Source organism: Paracandidimonas soli (assembly GCF_004342005.1).
Classification (GTDB): domain Bacteria; phylum Pseudomonadota; class Gammaproteobacteria; order Burkholderiales; family Burkholderiaceae_B; genus Paracandidimonas; species Paracandidimonas soli.
Genome location: NZ_SMBX01000003.1, coordinates 330,593 through 347,877 on the forward strand (window position 1 = coordinate 330,593; position 17,285 = coordinate 347,877).

Sequence of the window (17,285 nt, forward strand, 5' to 3'; positions counted from 1 at the left end):
AGAGCCTGTTAACAGGCCTTAGTCCAGGAAATACGGAAGGGAGGATGCCAGCAGGGCGAGGCCGGACAGGGTCAGCAGCGCCAGTGCGATCCTGCGGAACGCGAGGGGGGGGCTGATACGCTGCGTCCCGGTCATGCAATCATTGCCGAAATCCCGGCGGGACGCCGGTCCAGCCTGGCGTGCCAGATGTGGGCGAACGACAGCAGCGCATCATCCTGGTTCGGCTTGCCGACGAGCTGCACGCCCAGCGGCAGGCCCGTGGCGGACATGGCGATCGGCAGATGCAGGCACGGCCAGCCCAGCAGGGACCACACCCGATTGAAGACGGACGATCCGGTCGAGCCCAGGCCTTCCGGCGCCTCGCCTGGTGCACTGGGCGTGAGTATCGCATCGTAGTCGGCAAAGCGCTCCTGCCAGCGAGCTTGCAGCGATGCGCGCTCCCGCATGCAGTCCAGATAGTGCCTGGCCGGAATGGCCAGGCCCCGCTCGATCGTTGCGCGCATTCCCTGGCTGAGCCGCTTCTCCCCCCGCTGGATGAAGGGCAGCATGCCGCGCGCCAGCTCATAGGCCATGATGTCTGCATGCAGCCCGGTCAGACGGGTCAGCCCTGCATCGGGCTCGTGCATTTCGACGGAGCCGCCCAGTCGTCGTATCTGGTCGGCGGCCTGCATCAGCGTTGCCTCTGCTCCGGCGGAAAGCGTGCCGAGACTGCGGCTGGGCAGCAGAGCGATGCGCGGAAGCCTGTCCGCCGGCCACTGTGATGCTTCGTGGCCCGGCAGCAGCACACCCAGGATCCTGCGGGCCAGCGCGACATCGCGCGTGAACCAGCCGATGGTGTCGAGCGTTTCGCACAGCACCGTCATGCCGCCCCGATGGATGCTGCCGAAGCTGGGCTTGAACCCCACGATGCCGTTGAATGCCGCAGGCCGGATCATGGAGCCGCCGGTCTGCGTGCCCAGCGCCATGGGCACCATGCCGGCCGCGACGGCTGCGGCGGAGCCGCTGGACGAGCCGCCCGGCGTATGGGCTGTGTTCCATGGGTTGCGGGTCGGACCGGGTCCGACATAGGCGTATTCGGCCGTGACGGTCTTGCCGACGGGAATGGCGCCGGCCCGTCGGAGCTGGGCGACGGCCACGGCGTCGAAGGGACGCGGCTGCTCGTTTTCCGGCAGGGAAGCTCCGCAGCGCGTCGGCATGTTCCGGACGTCGATCACATCCTTGACGCCGAATGGCATGCCCGACAATGCGCCGCCGACCGTCTCGGAGGACTCCACGGAGTCCGGCAGCCAGGCCCAGGCCCGCAGGTTCCGGTCGCGTTTGCGGAGCTCATCCGGCAAGGATGCGATGTCCAGGGGCATGGCATCCGCCGGCGTGCTTGAAGTGGGCTTGTCGGAAAATCCTGTCTTGACCATATGCTGCATCGTATCCGTGGTAGTCAGTCAATTGACGCTGATGTTCTTTTCCTTTATCAGGCGGGCCCAGCGATCCGATTCCGATGCGATGAAGGCGCGGAAATCCTCGGGCGAGCCTCCAGCAACCTCTGCGCCCTGGGATTCGACTATTGCCTTGTATTCGGGATCCTGCAGCGCCTTGTTGATGGCGGTATTGAGCTGCCCGATGATTTCCGCGGGCGTGCCTGCGGGTGCAATAACGCCGAACCAGTTGGGTGCGACCATGCCGTCGATACCGAGTTCCTTGAAAGTCGGAGTATCCGGCAGAGCCTTCAGGCGCGATTCGGAAGCGACGGCCAGGGCGCGGATGCGCGGTTGGTCCCCGGCCATCTGTGGAATGAACAGGCTGGCCAGTTCGAGATAGAAGTCTACATTGCCCGCCATCAGGTCATTGACCGCCGGCGCGCCGCCCTTGTAGGGAACGTGGGTGGCGTTGAAGGACTGGGTGTCCTTGAACAGCTCGCTGACCAGGTGCGATGCGCCGCCCGCGCCGGTGGAGGCATAGTTCAGTTTGTCGGGATGCTGTTTCGCATCGTCGATCAGCGCTTGCGCCGAAGCGTAGGGCGAGTTGCTGTTGACCCCCAGCACCATGGCGCCACGCTCGATCAGGGCGATGGGCTGCAGGTCGGTGTCAGGATTGAAAGGCAGGTTGTCGCCGTATAGGGAACGGTTGACCGACAGGGGCGCGAAGTTGCCCAGGCCGATGGTGTAGCCGTCCGGCTTGGCTCGCGTGATCAGGCTGGTGCCGATATTGCCGCTGGCGCCGGGCTTGTTCTCGACGACGACGGTCGTCTTCAGGTATTCGCCGATTTTCTGGGCCAGTTGGCGGGATCGCGTGTCGGAACTGCCGCCGGCGGCGTAAGGCACGATGAAAGTAATGGGCTGGGAAGGGTAGGAAGCGGTCTGGGCGTGGCTGCCCGTGGCGAAAGCCAGGGCCGAGCCGGCGAACAGCGCGACCTGCGCCAGTTTTTTCAAGGGGAAAAGAGACATGATCTGCATCCTCCGATGGGCATGGCCGCCGCACGTCCGCACCGGCCATGTCTTGTTTCTGTTAATGGTGGGTCAGCGTCAAATGGTACGAATGGCTTACTATGTTGTCTAATATTGTTTTCCTTGGTTATTAATTCATTTTTCGACTTAATCAGGCAATGATAGACAGCCGTTTGCTCGATATGTTTTCCGTCGTTGCCGAAGAGCTTCATTTCGGACGCGCTGCCAGGCGATTGTTCATGACGCAGCCGCCGCTCAGCCAGAGCATTCGGCGGCTGGAGGAACAGCTGGATGTACTTCTGCTGGAACGCTCAACGCGCAGCGTGAGCTTGACGCCCGCGGGGCGGGAGCTGCACCGGCGCGTGCAGCAATTGCAGTCGGAAGCTCGCGCCATGGTGCATGCCGTGCAGGCTGTGCATCGCGGCCTGACGGGAAGGCTGATCATCGGCTTGACTCCCAGTGCGGCGTATTCCGACCTGTCGGCATTGCTGCATGCGTTCCGGCAGCGGTATCCAGGAGTGATGCTGGACCTGCGCGAAATGAATTCGAGCGAGATGCCGACGGCCCTGCACAGGCAGCGGCTGGACGTCGCGTTCCTGAGGCCGCCGTTCGCCGATCCCGACCTGTCGCCCGTGACGGCCTACGAGGAGCCATTGGTCCTGGCGATACGGCAGGACCATCCCCTGGCGCAGCGAGAGTCCCTGTCGCTGCCGCAGGTCATGCAACTGGACCTGATCGGCTACGACCGGCAGCACTCGCGCTATTTCAGCCAGATCATGCAATTGGTGTCCGCCCGCGCGGGACGTCCCGCGCGTATCGTGCAGGAGAGCATGATCCCCAGCATCATGACACTGGTGGAGGCAGGCATCGGCGCGGCCCTGGTGCCCGCATCGCTTGGGCGCATGCGCAGGGATACGCTGGCTTATCTGCCTGTAAGCGGGTTGGGGGATCTGAAGGCCGAACTGTTGCTGGCGAGGCTGCCCGACAATGAAAACCCGGCCATCGCGAACCTGCTGCAGCTGATGCGGGAGACCTGATGGGGTGGTCGGCCCGCGCAAATTTTTTGCTGGAATGTTGCATAACCAAAAAACGTAGGATATAATTTCTTTCTTTGCTGGTCCCCGATAGCTCAGTCGGTAGAGCGACGGACTGTTAATCCGCAGGTCACTGGTTCGAACCCAGTTCGGGGAGCCAAAAATTCCGAAAGAAATCAAGCCCTTGGTGAGTCATCGTCAAGGGCTTTTTCTTATCGTGCGGCTCGTCGGCGGCCTCATCAAGCCAAGGTGGGCGCGGCCTTGGCCCAAGACTTCCGACTCCCAAAAGACCGCACCAGCCAGCGTGAGCAATACGCTGCGATTGATCTGCTCGAGTAGCGGCGCGCCGATCCTATGGCCTTCCCAGTCCTTCCAACGTACAGCAATCATTGCTTTGCCCTCTATCGCTACAAACTATAATGATCGCTCGACTGAGTGACAACTAGGGTTCCGGGTGGCCAGTTCTTCGGCCGCCGTCCGGACCGAGCGTTGTAGAGACTGTGGCGGGGCCGCAGCTGCACCCGAGGGAGAAAAGCCCAGAGGCGGAGACGTCGAGTCTTCCCTATGGCTTTCACCTTGGAGTGCTCATGTCATTATTCGCCTTCGCGCTGGTCATCTTGGCCGCGTTCATTCATGCCGCCTGGAACCTGCTCGCCAAACGAGCGGCTCACGCTGGTCCCGCTTTCGTCTTTGCCTACACAGCGGTCGCTTGCGTCGTCTACTTGCCTTGGGTGATCTGGCTGATCGGCTCGGGTTCCGTCTCCTGGAGCGGCGCCGGTATCGCCTGTGTCGCGGTCAGCGGCGCGCTGCACTTGGCTTACAGCCTGTTCCTTCAGCGCGGCTATCAAGCGGCCGACCTGTCGGTGGTTTATCCGGTGGCACGCGGCAGTGCGCCTCTTCTGTCTACGGTGGGGCCATCGTGTTGCTGGGAGAACGGCCTGGGGCTGCGAGCATCGCCGGCCTGCTGGCCATAGTCGCCGGGATCGTGCTGATCTCCACCAAAGGGCGACTGTCAAGATTCGCCGATGCCGACGGTCGTAAGGGCGTTCACTGGGGAACGACTACGGGGGCGGCGATTGCCGGCTACACCGTGGTCGATGCATATGGGGTCAAGATGCTGGGTATCCAGCCGGTGGTGCTGGACTGGTGTGCCAATGCCGTGCGTCTGGCCATGCTGCTGCCATGGTTCCTGGCGAACCGGCGTGATGCCATGACGTGCATGCAAGGCCATTGGGGGCTGGCCATCGCCGTGGGCATGCTTTCACCGCTGTCATACATCCTGGTGCTGTTGGCCCTACGGCTGGGCGCTCCGCTAAGCGTCACGGCACCGGCGCGAGAAATGTCGATGATGGTGGGCGCCTTGCTTGGCGCGTGGATTTTGAAAGAGTCCGTCGGACGCTGGCGGCTATTGGGATGTCTTGTGACGATCATTGGCGTGGCGATGCTTGCCAGATCATGAACCAAGCGTCCCGTCCATTGCGGCGGGGATAGCTGGCAAGGCTTTTCCCTGGAGGCAAGCGAAGCGCGCAGCACCGCAGGCGTGAGCAACCGTCTTGCAAGTCAAGCTTTGATCTAACAAAGATCAGCTTGCTATTAATTCAATAATTGTTGTATTATGGAATAATGAATGAAGCCCAAGCTATTTGCGCACTCAGTGCGCTGGCCCATACTCAGCGGCTGCGCGTGTTCCGCGCGCTGGTCGTCGCCGGCCCGGAAGGGCTCACTCCCAGTGTCCTGGCCGACCAACTCGACGTGGCCCGCAATACCCTGTCCTTTCACCTGAAGGAGCTGTCCCATGCCGGCCTGGTCTCGATCGAGCAGCAGGGGCGCAACCTGATCTACCGCGCCGAATTCGCCCATATGAACGGGCTGCTCGGCTACCTGACCGAGCACTGCTGCCAAGGCGGTGTGTGCGAGGCCAACGCTACTTCCCGCACCTATACCTCCTGCTGAAAGGACCTCTCCATGAAGCGCTTCCACGTCCACCTGCACGTCGATGACCTGAACCGCAGCATCGGCTTCTATTCCCAACTGTTCGCCGCGCAGCCTGCGCGCATCGAGAGCGACTATGCCAAGTGGATGCTCGAAGACCCGCCGGTGAACTTCGCCATTTCCACGCGCGGCGGCAAGCCGGGCATTGACCATCTGGGCATCCAGACCGACGACGCCGAGGAACTTGCCGCGCTGAAGGGGCGCGCGCAGGCAGCGGACATGGTACTGCTCGATGAAGGCGCCACGACCTGCTGCTACGCCCGCAGCGAGAAGCACTGGATCACCGACCCGCAGGGCGTGGCTTGGGAGCACTTTCACACGCTTGGCAACATCCCTGTGTTCAACGAAGCACAGCCGTCCGCGACTGGAGAGGCCGCGGCGTGCTGTACGCCCAGCGGTCGTCCCGCCACGCTCAAACGCACCATTTCTTGCTGCTGACTCGAGGCGCACATGACGACAGAGACTACCTACAACGCGCTGTTCATCTGCACGGGCAATTCGGCCCGGTCGATCCTTGCGGAAGGCATCCTGAACGAACTGGGCGCAGGCCTCTTCCGTGCCTACTCGGCGGGCAGCCATCCCAAGAGTGGAGTGCATCCGCAGGCCCTTGCCACGCTGGAGCGGCTGCACATCCCGGCGACGGGCTACCGCAGCAAGAGTTGGGACGAGTTCGTGGCCCCCGGTGCGCCGGTGTTCGACTTCATCTTCACTGTCTGCGACAACGCAGCCGGCGAGGTCTGCCCGGTGTGGCCGGGGCGCCCGATATCGGCACACTGGGGCGTACCCGACCCGGTCGCCGTCAAAGGCGCCGAGGACCAGCAGCGCAAGGCGTTCATGGAGACCGCGCTGACGCTCAAGCGCCGCATCGAGCTGTTCCTGTCCCTGCCATTGCAACGTCTCGATGCCCTGTCGCTGCAGCATGAACTGCGCAGCATCGGCACGAAGTGAGGCAGACACGATGAGCGCGACCAGCCAAGCCCTGCGATCGGAGCAGGCGCTCGAGTCAATGAGTGTCTTCGAGCGCTATCTGACAGTATGGGTGCTGCTGTGCATCGTCGCCGGCATCGTCCTGGGCCAGTTCGCGCCCGGCGTGTTCCAGGCCATCGGCCGCATGGAGGTGGCCCAGGTTAACCTGCCGGTGGGCTTGTTGATTTGGATCATGGTGATTCCGATGCTGCTCAAGGTGGACTTCGGCGCGCTCGGCCAGGTGCGCCAGCACTGGCGCGGCATTGGCGTGACATTGTTCATCAACTGGGCGGTCAAGCCGTTCTCGATGGCGCTGCTGGCCTGGCTATTCATCCGCCAGGTCTTCGCCGACTGGCTGCCGGCCGACCAACTCGACAGCTACGTGGCTGGCCTGATCCTGCTGGCGGCAGCGCCCTGTACGGCAATGGTGTTCGTTTGGAGTCGGCTGACCGGCGGCGATCCGGTGTTCACATTGTCGCAGGTGGCGCTGAACGACACCATCATGGTGTTCGCTTTCGCGCCCATCGTCGGGCTGCTGCTGGGTCTGTCGGCCATCACTGTGCCATGGGACACACTGCTGACCTCGGTCGTGCTCTACATCGTCATCCCGGTCGTCCTCGCGCAGGTGTGGCGCCGTGCCTTGCTGCGGCGTGGCCAGGCCGCGTTCGACGCCGCGCTGGAGCGCATCGGCCCGCTATCCATCGCGGCGCTGCTGCTGACGCTGGTGCTGCTGTTCGCCTTCCAGGGCCAGGCCATCCTGCAGCAGCCGCTAGTGATCGCTATGCTGGCAGTGCCGATCCTGATTCAGGTGTTCTTCAACTCCGGCCTGGCCTACTGGCTCAACCGCAAGGTCGGGGAGAAACACAGCATCGCCTGCCCCTCGGCGCTGATCGGCGCGAGCAATTTCTTCGAGCTGGCCGTGGCCGCCGCCATCAGCCTGTTCGGCTTTCAGTCCGGCGCTGCGCTGGCCACCGTGGTGGGCGTGCTGATCGAGGTGCCGGTGATGCTGCTGGTCGTGCGCCTGGTCAACCGCTCGCACAGCTGGTACGAGCGCGGCGCGAACCCCGCTCACAGATAGCCCAGGCATCCCGCCATGAGCACCATCGCCATTTACCACAACCCGGCCGCGGCACCTCGCGCAACGTGCTGGGCCTGATCCGCAACAGGGGCGAGGAACCGACCCTCATTGAGTACCTGAAAACGCCGCCCAACCGCGCGACGCTGAAGGCGTTGATTGCCGCGATGGGCGTGCCGGTGTGCGAGGTGCTGCGTATCAAAGGCACGCTCTATGAGGAACTCGACCAGGGGAACTCGAAGTGGAGCGATGGCGAACTGATCGGTTTCATGCTCCGGTATCCGATTCTCATCAACCGGCCCATCGTGGCCACGCCGCTGGGTACGCGCCTGTGCCGGCCTTCGGAGGCCGTTCTGGACATCCTGCCGCAGCCACAACGCGGTGCTTTCACCAAGGAGGACGGCGAGGCGATCGTGGATGCTAAGGGCCGCAAGGCCTGATGCCTTCAATGCAAACCGTTCCTTGAGATGACCAAGCTCCGGCAACTCAGAAATCAGCGTCGCAGCCGTCGTCGAACTAATTCCCTTGACTCTCTTGAGCAATGCGGCCAGATCGGATTTCTGGGGGCGTCCGCCCTGGTCCTGGAATGCCATAGGCCCGAGGAAAAAACGCGCGTGCAGTCGTTCAACGATTTCATCGTTTTCGGATTGATGGCGATAGGGTCGTTTGCATCGGGCGGCCTGCTGTCTGCTTATGGATGGAATACGGTGCTCTGGGTATCTTTTGCTCCGCTCTTGCTGGCGGTTGCGGCCCTTGCGGTGGCCATGCGCAGGACGGCAGCGGCCAGTATGTCGCAAGAGGATGCCGCATGACCGCATGCCGGGGTACTATTCCCCGTTGGAGCCTCTGGTCTGTGAATCACCGATCGGTGTTGATGCAAAGGAGTCAGGCTTGAAATGAAACATTACGACTACATCGTCATTGGCGGCGGCAGCGGCGGCATCGCTTCGGCGAACCGTGCTGCGATGCATGGGAAAAAATGCGCCCTGATCGAAGCCCGCGAAATCGGCGGCACCTGCGTCAACGTGGGGTGCGTTCCCAAGAAAGTCATGTGGCATGCCGCACAGATCGCGGAATCCATCCATCGCTATGGCCCGGACTATGGGTTCGATGCCACGGTGAACCGCTTTGACTGGGATACCCTGGTGAAGAACCGCAGCGCCTATATCCAGCGCATCCATGCCTCGTATGAAACGGGGCTGGCGAAAAACAAGGTGGATGTGATTTCAGGCTTTGCGAAGTTCGTCGATGCGCGCACCGTCGAGGTCGGCGGCGAACGCATGACGGCCGATCATATTCTCATCGCGACTGGCTGCCGGCCGTCGCGCCCCGATATTCCCGGCGCGGAATACGGCATCGATTCGGACGGCTTCTTCGCCTTGCCTGGTTTGCCCCGGCGCACGGCCGTCGTGGGAGCGGGCTATATCGCCGTTGAACTGGCGGGCGTGCTCCATGCGCTGGGTTCCGACACGCATCTGTTCGTCCGCAAGAACGCGCCGCTGCGCCATTTCGATCCGATTCTGAGCGAGACTCTGGTGGAGGTGATGAAGGCCGAAGGCCTGGCGCTGCATACTGGTGCGACGCCGGAAGCGGTACTGAAGAACCCAGACGGCAGCCTGACGCTCCAGCTTGAAAACGGAGAGAGCCACACGGTGGATTGCGTTGTCTGGGCGATCGGTCGGGAGCCTGCTGCAGAGGGTCTGCATCTGCAGGCGGCGGGAGTCGCGGTGGGCGAGGGCGGATACATCACCGTGGACAAATATCAGAACACCAATGTGCCCGGCATCTACGCCGTGGGCGACATTACCGGGCGTGTCGAGCTGACGCCGGTGGCCGTGGCCGCGGGCCGCCGCCTGTCGGAGCGGCTGTTCAATGGCAAGCCCGAGGAGCATCTCGATTACGAGAATATCCCCACCGTGGTGTTCAGTCATCCTCCCATCGGCACCGTGGGGCTGACCGAGCCCGAGGCCAGGGAGAAGTTCGGCGACGCCGCCGTCAAGGTGTACCAGTCGGCTTTCACGGCGATGTACACGGCGGTGACACGGCATCGCCAGCCTGCGCGCATGAAACTGGTGTGTGCCGGGCCGGAAGAAAAAATTGTCGGCATCCACGGCATCGGCTACGGCATGGACGAGATGCTGCAAGGGTTTGCCGTGGCGCTGAAGATGGGCGCGACCAAGCGGGACTTCGACAATACGGTGGCGATTCATCCGACGGCTGCCGAGGAATTCGTGACCATGCGCTAGACGCCTTGGCGTCCAGTCCGCGCCATGTCGCAATCGCGGGGATGACCGTCGGGCTCAGGCGGGCGCCTTGATCACCCAGGCCCTATCGCGAAGCAGCACGCGCTCCGCGCCGCTGTCCTTGACGACTTCCGTGACGATGCGGGCGAAGGCTTGTGCCAGTTCCGAAGGAGCGTAATGGCTGGGAAGCAGGAAGCCATAGTCCATGTGCAGGGCGGGCTCGAGATCTCGCAGTTCAATGCCGTTGACGTTGGATGCCAATACCGGATCGGACAAGGCGATTCCCATGCCCAGCGCGGCCAGTTGGCAAGCCGATTGACCCGATGAGGTTTCGGCGACGATGCGCAAGGACAAGCGTTTCTTTTCGATCAGCTCGTCCATGTGCTGGCGCAAAAATGTGGACGGACGCAGTGCGATGAACGGCTGGCCCGAGATATCGGCGGGAGTCAGTACTTTCTTCTCCGCCAGGGGATGGCGGGCGGGCATCACGATGACCAGCCGCACCTTGGCGAAGGATTGCGCGCGTATGCCTGGAAACTCTAGCGGCAGGGCGGCCAGTCCGAGATCGAATTTTCTGCCCGACATCCATAGCCCCACGTCGACGCGGGAGCGCACTTCCAGCGATACCCTGGCATTGGGGAACTCCTGCGCGAAGCGGGCGATCGCCAGGGGCATCACGCTGTATGCGAAGTAGGGCTGGGCGACGATGTGCAGCCATTGTTCGTGATTCGATCGTATGGCTTCGGCGATGCGGGATACCTCCTCGAAGCCTTCCAGTATATGGCGCGTGCTTTCATAGAAATGCAGGCATTCCTGGGTCGGCACCAGGCCGCGGCCCTGGCGCATGAACAATGGAAATCCCACCTCGTCTTCCAGCGCGCTGATGAGCCGGCTGATTTGCGGCTGGGTGCGGTGCATGCGCCGCGATGCTTCGGTCACGCTGCCGGTTTCCAGAACGGCCCGAAGGGTTTGTAGACGTTTCAATCGCATAGGGAAAACCCTTGAGATTAGTGACAGCGGGTTCCGGCTCGTTGCCGGGATCTGGACCGACCCCATAGGCAAAGGGCTCACTCTTGCTCTAATTTATACCAGAATTGCATGAATTCATGCTTTAAACGAAATTGACGCATGGATTACCGCAATCCTAGTATGGTCGCTACCGTCATCAATGAGAGGGGCTGGCCGTGAGCAGCATCATTCAATCGCAGGCCGTGGACATGAATACGGCATTGTTTCCGGGAGAATCGGGCGGCATAGAAGCCCTGCGTTGGGACAATGTGGTCTCGTTTTTTCCCATCAAGCAGCGGCGCGCCTACTTGAACAATGCGTCGATAGGCGCGCTGAGCACGCCGGTGATCGCGGCCGTGAACCATTTCATGGAGGATGTCCGAGATAATGGGCGCAACAATTATCCCGAGTGGTGCCGCTACGCGGATCAAAGCATCAAGTCGCGCATTGCCCGCCTGATCGGTGCGGACCGCTCCGAGATCGCCTTTGTCAAGAACACTACGGAAGGCCTGGTCAACGTGGCGAACGGGTTCCCCTGGAAAGAGGGCGACAACGTCATCCTGGCGGACATCGAGTATCCGTCCAATGTGTATTGCTGGATGAAGCTGGCGGCGCGCGGCGTGTCGATCCGCTGGGTCAAGAATCGCGATGGGCGTATTCTTGTCGATGACATCCGTGCGTTGATCGATGATAGGACCCGCCTGATCTCGCTGAGCGCCGTGCAGTTCTCCAATGGCTTTCGCCAGGATCTGGAGGCTACGTCGGCTTTGTGCGCCGAGCATGGCGTATACCTGAACCTGGATGCGATCCAGTGGGTAGGCGCATTGGAGATGGACGTCCGGAAGCTGGGCGTGCATTTCATGTCGGTCGGCGGCCATAAATGGATGCTGTCGCCCATCGGCACCGGCTTCTTCTATTGCCGCAAAGAGGTCCTCGACTTGCTGGATCCGCCCAGCGTCGGCTATCACACGGTGGACAGCACCGAGGACCACATGGAGTATGTCCTGGAATATCGCAGCGATGCAGGCCGGTTCGAGGAAGCCCTGGCGAACTTCACGGGCCTGTGGGGGATGGACGCGGCCGTGCGCATCCAGCTGGCGCTGGGCGCCGCCCGCATCGAGCGGCACATCCTGAGCGTCACGGATTATGCGATAGAGGGACTGCTGAAGAAAAATTATCACATCGTCAGCTCGCGCATCGCGGGCGAACGGTCGGGCAACCTGTCGTTCCGGCACCCGACGGGCGATGCTGCGGAGATCTCGCAAAGGTTGCGTGGTGCGGGGGTCGATCTTGCGGTTCGAGGCGGTAATCTGCGTATTTCGCCGTCTTACTACAACGATGTCAACGATATCGACCGTTTGCTGGAGGCGCTGCCGCCCGTGTGAAGGGCGCGCGTCGATCTTTGTCTAGTGAAGAACAGGAGCTGCGGAAATGACGAAACTTGATTGGCGGCAATTAGTGACGGGGCTGGGCGCATGCGCCGTGCTGGGGATGGCGGCGACGAGCGTATCGGCTGAGGAGCCCAAGCACGGAGGCACTTTGCGCTACGGCACCGTATCGGAAGTCGTGTCCCTGGATCCGCACGTGTACGGCGGCAGTGCCTGGAAAGTGCTGATCGAGGCGCTTTACAGTCCTCTGGTCGGCTACGACAAAACAGGCAAGATCGTTCCCCGCCTGGCCGAAAGCTGGGAGCAGCCCGATGCGCGCACGGTCGTGTTCCGCTTGCGCGAGGGCATCGCCTTCCAGGACGGCAGCCCCGTGACGGCCGACGATGTGAAATTCTCCCTGGACCGTCTGCTGGATCCGGCCACGGGTGCGACCCTGCGGTCGAATCTTCAGGATGCGACGGTCACAGTGATCGACGACAGGACAGTGCAAGTCCAGAAAGCATCCTCGGACGCGACCTTGCTGTCGGTGCTGGCGCTGCCCGAAGCCGCCATCGTGTCGCGCAAGTGGGTCGAGTCGGGCGTCAACCTCAAGCTGCAGGCCAACGGCACGGGGCCCTTCATGCTGAAAGCGTATGAACCCTCCGTGCGCGCATCTCTGGAGCGCAATCCCAAGTACTTCATCAAAGACCAGCCGTACCTGGATGGCGTCGATTTCCGCATGATCAAAAGCGATGATGCGCGGGTCAACGCCTTGCGCAGCCAGTCGCTGGACATGATCGATTTCGTGCCGTGGAAGGATATCGATGTCCTGAGCCGCAACGCGGCGTTCAAGATCGATACCGCGGGCGGAGCGTTCATGAGTCTCTGGTTCAACGCGACGAGCAAGCCGTTCGACGATCCTCGAGTGCGCCGTGCCATCGCATATGCGGTGGACAGGGATGCGATTTCCAAAGCGGCGTTCTTTGGACATGGAAAAGCGATAACCGGCGCACCGACTCCCGAGGACTCCCCCTATTTCAATGCGGATCTGGAAGGGACATACAAGCGCGACGTGGCCAAGGCGCGCGCGCTGCTTGCCGAAGCGGGGCATGCGAATGGCCTGGACATGAGCATGCTGGTGTTCCAGGGGCTGGGAATCTACACGGCCACGGCGCAGATCGTGCAGGCCAACCTGAAAGAGGCCGGCATCAATCTGAAGCTCGAGCCGGTCGAGTGGGCGACCCTGGTGGAACGCAAGAACCGTGGCGACTATCAGTCCATGATCTATGGCGTATCGGTCAAGCTGCCAGATCCGGATGCCTATGCGTATTATATCGGCGCGGATTCCAGCTATTGGGCCAAGCCCATCGGCTATCAGGACAAGGAGCTGGAAGCACTGCTGGCGCAAGGGCGGGAGCAGACCGATGTCGAGGCTCGCAAGCCTATCTACCATAAGGTGGAACAGCGCATTCTCGAGACCAGTCCCTGGGTCTTCGTCAATTGGCGCGAGCAGGCGCAAGGCTATTCGCGCAAAGTCCAGGGCTATCAGCAACTGGGAGGCGCATTGAGCGAGAGCAGTCCGGGCATCTCGCTGCCGACCATGTGGCTGAAGTGATCCAGGGCCTATGTTTGCATTCATCGTCCGCCGTCTGGCGACATCGCTGATCAGCTTGGCCATGGCGGCAGGGGTGGTGTTCATTGCCATCCATATGCTGCCTGGCGACCCCGTCGCCATCATGCTGGGCGAACAGGCTGGCAGCGATCCCGAGGCGGTCGCCCGCGTCAGGGCCCAGCTGGGGCTGGACCAGCCGCTGGGCACGCAATTTGCGCATTGGGTGGCCGGTCTTGCCTCCGGCGATATGGGCACATCCCTGCGCACGGGAGAAGCGGTTTCAACCGAGCTGGCGCGGCGCATACCCCGCAGCCTCGAGCTGATCGTGGCGGGGTTGTTCATCGCCGTGGCGCTGGGCGTGCCTCTGGGCGTCGTGGCTGCGCGAGAGCGCGGCCGCGTGGCTGGGGGAGCAGCGGCCGTGATCGCCGTGCTGGGCTTTTCGTCACCCGTGTTCGTGCTGGGCATCATACTGATCCTGATCTTCAGCCTGGGGCTGGGCTGGCTGCCGTCTTCGGGATATATCCCGTTCTCGGACGATCCGGCGCTGCACCTGATGAGCCTGGCCTTGCCTGCATTGACCGTGGGACTGAACTTCATGGGGGTCGTCGCGCGCATGATGCGGGCCAGCCTGGTCGATACCATGAGCAAGGACTACGTGAAGCTGGCCCGCGCGAAAGGCATGTCGCGCAGCGCCGCAATACGCCGCCACGCCTTGCCCAATGCGATGGTGCCGGTCGTGGCCATCGTCGGGATACGCGCAGGCAGCATGCTGGGAGGAACCGTCATTATCGAGGCCTTGTTCGACTGGCCGGGCCTGAGCTCGCTGCTGGTCTCTGCTTCCTTCGCGCGTGACTATCCGGTCATCCAGGGGAGCCTGCTGGCCGTATTTGCCATTTTCATCCTGATCAGCTTGTCGATCGATCTGATTCAGGCGAGCATCGATCCTCGCACCCGCAGGCAGACCTCATGAATACGGCGACCATTTCTCGATTCTCTTTCGGCGGCGTCAAAGTCGCGGCATTGCTGTCGGCGGCCTATCTTGTCGGCCTGGTCTGCCTGGCGGCATTTGCGCCCATGCTGGGCTTGCAGGATCCCTTTCATATCGACGCCTCCAATCTGCTGGCGTCTCCTTCCAGCCAGCATTGGCTGGGCACGGACGAGCTGGGCAGGGATATGCTGGCCCGCGTGGTCCATGGGGCGAGAGTGTCGCTGCTGGTTGCGGCGGCGGCCGTTGCCGTCGCCTGCCTGATGGGAGTGGCGGTGGGCATAGGCGCGGCATTCGCGGGGCGCAGGGCGGAGGCGGCGATCATTCGTATTGTCGATGTGTTTGTCTCCTTGCCGGAAATTTTCGTGGCGCTGGTCGTCCTGGCGTTCATCGGCGGTAATCTTCCGACTCTGATCGCCACGATAGGCCTGCTGTATTGCCCGCAGTTCGCGCGCGTCACATGGGGCGTGGCGCGTGGCGTGCGCGCCCGCGATCATGTGCTGGCTGCCCGCTCCCTGGGCGCGGGAAAGCTATGGATCATGTGGCACGAGGTGCTGCCCAACATGCGATCCATCATCGCCGTGCAGGCGTCGTTCACGTTTTCGTTCGCCATGCTGCTGGAGGCCGGCCTGAGCTTCCTGGGCCTGGGCGTCCGGCCGCCGACACCGTCCTGGGGGCAAATGGTCGGCAGCCTGAAAGACTATATCTTCACCAATTATTGGCCGGTCCTGGTTCCCGCGCTGGCGCTGTTCCTTACGGTGCTGGCTGTCAATATTCTCGGGGACTGGCTGCAGGACACGCTTAATCCGGAGCTGCAGTAATGAATGCGCCTGAGCCTGAGCTGCTGGTCGTCCGCAATCTGGTGACGACATTCCCTTCGGACAAGGGTGAGTTTCGTGCCGTCGATGGCGTTGATCTGTCGATACGGCACGGCGAAGTCGTGTGCCTGGTCGGAGAGTCGGGTTCGGGAAAGTCGGTCACCGGATTCTCCATCATGGGCCTGATCGACAAGCCAGGCAAAGTCACCGCGGATACCTTGTCTTTCGACGGCCTGGATCTGCTGGGCATCAGCGAAGCCGGCTTCGACCGGCTGCGCGGCAGGCGCATTGCAATGGTGTTCCAGGAGCCGATGACGGCGCTGAATCCGGGGCGCACGGTCGGCAACCAGATCGCCGAGGTGTTTCGCGTGCACGAGCGCATCGGCGCCAGGCAGGCCTGGGAGCGCGCGGTCGAGCTCATGGACCAGGTCGGGATACGCGAGGCGGCCAAGCGGGCGAATGCATTTCCCCATGAACTGTCCGGCGGCATGCGCCAGCGCGTGATGATTGCCATCGCCTTCGCCATGAAGCCGGATCTGATCATTGCCGACGAGCCTACGACCGCATTGGACGTGACTTTGCAGGCCCAGGTCCTGGAGCTGCTTTTTTCGATACAGGCGCAGACGGGCTCGGCGGTACTGTTCATTACGCATGACCTGGGAGTCGTGGCGGAAATCGCGGATCGCGTCGTCGTCATGCGGCAAGGCGCCATCGTCGAGCAGGGAGATGTCGAGCAGATATTCTTCAATCCGGCGGACCCGTATACCCGGGCCTTGCTGGCAGCCGTCCCCGATGTGGACGCCCCGCGCGATCCGCGGCGCCGCTTGTCGGCGGTCGCGCATGCCGACACGATGGAGGCGGGACATGATTGAGCCGATTCTTGAAGTGAAGGGTGTCAGCAAGGACTTTGTGACGCGCCGCAGCCTGCTGGGCGGCGTTCGCGATGTCGTTCATGCTGTGCGCGATGTCAGCCTGACGGTACAGGCGGGAACGACGGTCGCCGTCGTTGGAGAGTCGGGATCGGGCAAAAGCACCCTGGGACGCTGCATTACCGCGCTGGATGCCGCGACCTCGGGAACGATACATTTAGCGGGACATGATGTTTCCAGGCTGTCAGGCTCGTCGCTGATGGCCTTCAGGCGCACTGTCCAGACCATTTTCCAGGATCCGTATTCCAGCCTCAATCCGCGTCGCCGCGTGGGCGACGCCATCATGGACGGCATGAACATACATCGCCTCTATACGCCGGCCGAACGCCACGAGCGGATGATCAGCCTGCTGGAAAGAGTGGGGCTGAATGCAGACCATGCGCGCCGCTATCCCCATCAGTTCTCGGGCGGCCAGCGTCAGAGGATTTCGATTGCGCGCGCGCTGGCGCTGACGCCGTCGTTCATCGTCGCGGACGAGGCGGTATCCGCCCTGGATGTATCGATCAAGGCGCAAGTACTCGACCTCATGGCGGACATACAGGCCGAGCACCGATTGACATATTTGTTCATTTCCCATGATCTGGGCGTCGTGCGGCATTTTGCCGATCGGGTGCTCATCATGTCGGGAGGGCGTTTGATCGAAGAAGGGCCTACGGACCAGATATTCGAGCACCCCCGGGAAGAATATACGCAAAGATTGATCGATGCTGTGCCGCGTCCCAATCCGGACAGGCGGCGTTTCCGGGCCCGGGGATGATTGCCAGTATGACAGGTAGCGTATCCGGTTGCGCAAGGGGAGGCGATTGCTCTCGGCG

15 protein-coding genes, 1 tRNA gene and 3 pseudogenes are annotated in these 17,285 nt (G+C 62.3%); 16 read left to right on the forward strand and 3 right to left on the reverse strand.

The features are described 5' to 3' along the window. Positions 1-131: 131 nt before the first annotated feature. Positions 132-1,421, reverse strand: a complete 1,290-nt coding sequence (locus EV686_RS08545; protein ID WP_243650804.1) for an amidase — start codon at positions 1,419-1,421, stop codon at positions 132-134. An 18-nt stretch (positions 1,422-1,439) separates the two neighbouring features. Next, positions 1,440-2,441 carry a Bug family tripartite tricarboxylate transporter substrate binding protein gene (locus EV686_RS08550; RefSeq protein WP_132475635.1) on the reverse strand — a complete coding sequence of 334 codons (1,002 nt, stop codon included), beginning with the start codon at positions 2,439-2,441 and terminating at the stop codon, positions 1,440-1,442. 182 nt (positions 2,442-2,623) lie between these two features. Here EV686_RS08550 and EV686_RS08555 point away from each other — a divergent pair, with 182 nt between their 5' ends. From EV686_RS08555 to gorA, 10 genes and pseudogenes are all read left to right on the forward strand, one after another. Continuing rightward, positions 2,624-3,478, forward strand: coding sequence for a LysR family transcriptional regulator (locus EV686_RS08555; RefSeq protein WP_243650824.1), 855 nt, complete (start codon positions 2,624-2,626; stop codon positions 3,476-3,478). Positions 3,479-3,559: 81 nt separating this feature from the next. After that, positions 3,560-3,635: transfer RNA gene (locus EV686_RS08560), tRNA-Asn, on the forward strand. Positions 3,636-4,062: 427 nt separating this feature from the next. After that, positions 4,063-4,934: pseudogene (locus tag EV686_RS19070) on the forward strand (EamA family transporter). A 164-nt stretch (positions 4,935-5,098) separates the two neighbouring features. Continuing rightward, positions 5,099-5,428: an ArsR/SmtB family transcription factor gene (locus tag EV686_RS08570; RefSeq protein ID WP_132475641.1), complete on the forward strand. Its 330-nt coding sequence runs from the start codon at positions 5,099-5,101 to the stop codon at positions 5,426-5,428. Between the two features lie 12 nt (positions 5,429-5,440). Then, positions 5,441-5,905 carry an ArsI/CadI family heavy metal resistance metalloenzyme gene (locus tag EV686_RS08575; protein ID WP_132475644.1) on the forward strand — a complete coding sequence of 155 codons (465 nt, stop codon included), beginning with the start codon at positions 5,441-5,443 and terminating at the stop codon, positions 5,903-5,905. Between the two features lie 12 nt (positions 5,906-5,917). After that, positions 5,918-6,415 carry an arsenate reductase ArsC gene (locus EV686_RS08580; protein ID WP_132475647.1) on the forward strand — a complete coding sequence of 166 codons (498 nt, stop codon included), beginning with the start codon at positions 5,918-5,920 and terminating at the stop codon, positions 6,413-6,415. A 10-nt stretch (positions 6,416-6,425) separates the two neighbouring features. Then, positions 6,426-7,511, forward strand: a complete 1,086-nt coding sequence (arsB, locus tag EV686_RS08585) for an ACR3 family arsenite efflux transporter (protein WP_132475650.1) — start codon at positions 6,426-6,428, stop codon at positions 7,509-7,511. 15 nt (positions 7,512-7,526) lie between these two features. Beyond that, a pseudogene (arsC, locus tag EV686_RS08590) lies at positions 7,527-7,948 on the forward strand (arsenate reductase (glutaredoxin)). A gap of 114 nt (positions 7,949-8,062) precedes the next feature. Beyond that, positions 8,063-8,320, forward strand: a pseudogene (locus EV686_RS08600) (MFS transporter); the annotation flags it as partial. Between the two features lie 84 nt (positions 8,321-8,404). Further along, positions 8,405-9,754: a glutathione-disulfide reductase gene (gene gorA, locus EV686_RS08605; protein WP_132475653.1), complete on the forward strand. Its 1,350-nt coding sequence runs from the start codon at positions 8,405-8,407 to the stop codon at positions 9,752-9,754. 54 nt (positions 9,755-9,808) lie between these two features. Here the strand turns inward: gorA and EV686_RS08610 are convergent, their stop codons facing one another. Further along, a complete protein-coding gene (locus EV686_RS08610; RefSeq protein WP_132475656.1) occupies positions 9,809-10,741 on the reverse strand; it encodes a LysR family transcriptional regulator in 933 nt (310 codons plus the stop codon). A 194-nt stretch (positions 10,742-10,935) separates the two neighbouring features. Between EV686_RS08610 and EV686_RS08615 the strand changes: the two genes are divergently transcribed. Genes EV686_RS08615 through EV686_RS08640 form a run of 6 tightly spaced genes read left to right on the forward strand, consistent with a single transcriptional unit; the run spans position 10,936 to position 17,227 of the window. After that, positions 10,936-12,144, forward strand: a complete 1,209-nt coding sequence (locus EV686_RS08615; protein ID WP_243650808.1) for an aminotransferase class V-fold PLP-dependent enzyme — start codon at positions 10,936-10,938, stop codon at positions 12,142-12,144. A gap of 46 nt (positions 12,145-12,190) precedes the next feature. Then, positions 12,191-13,741: an ABC transporter substrate-binding protein gene (locus EV686_RS08620; RefSeq protein WP_132475659.1), complete on the forward strand. Its 1,551-nt coding sequence runs from the start codon at positions 12,191-12,193 to the stop codon at positions 13,739-13,741. Positions 13,742-13,751: 10 nt separating this feature from the next. Continuing rightward, the gene (locus tag EV686_RS08625; RefSeq protein ID WP_132475662.1) at positions 13,752-14,708 is read left to right on the forward strand and encodes an ABC transporter permease; all 957 of its coding nucleotides are present in this window, start codon (positions 13,752-13,754) and stop codon (positions 14,706-14,708) included. Then, complete coding sequence (locus EV686_RS08630; RefSeq protein ID WP_132475665.1) at positions 14,705-15,544, forward strand: ABC transporter permease; 840 nt, start codon at positions 14,705-14,707, stop codon at positions 15,542-15,544. The genes EV686_RS08625 and EV686_RS08630 overlap by 4 nt, the downstream gene beginning before the upstream one ends. Then, positions 15,544-16,413 (forward strand): ABC transporter ATP-binding protein, encoded by an 870-nt coding sequence (locus EV686_RS08635; RefSeq protein ID WP_132475668.1) that lies wholly within the window; start codon positions 15,544-15,546, stop codon positions 16,411-16,413. The genes EV686_RS08630 and EV686_RS08635 overlap by 1 nt, the downstream gene beginning before the upstream one ends. Continuing rightward, positions 16,406-17,227 (forward strand): ATP-binding cassette domain-containing protein, encoded by an 822-nt coding sequence (locus EV686_RS08640; RefSeq protein ID WP_132475671.1) that lies wholly within the window; start codon positions 16,406-16,408, stop codon positions 17,225-17,227. Before EV686_RS08635 ends, EV686_RS08640 begins: the two co-directional genes overlap by 8 nt. Positions 17,228-17,285: the final 58 nt, after the last annotated feature.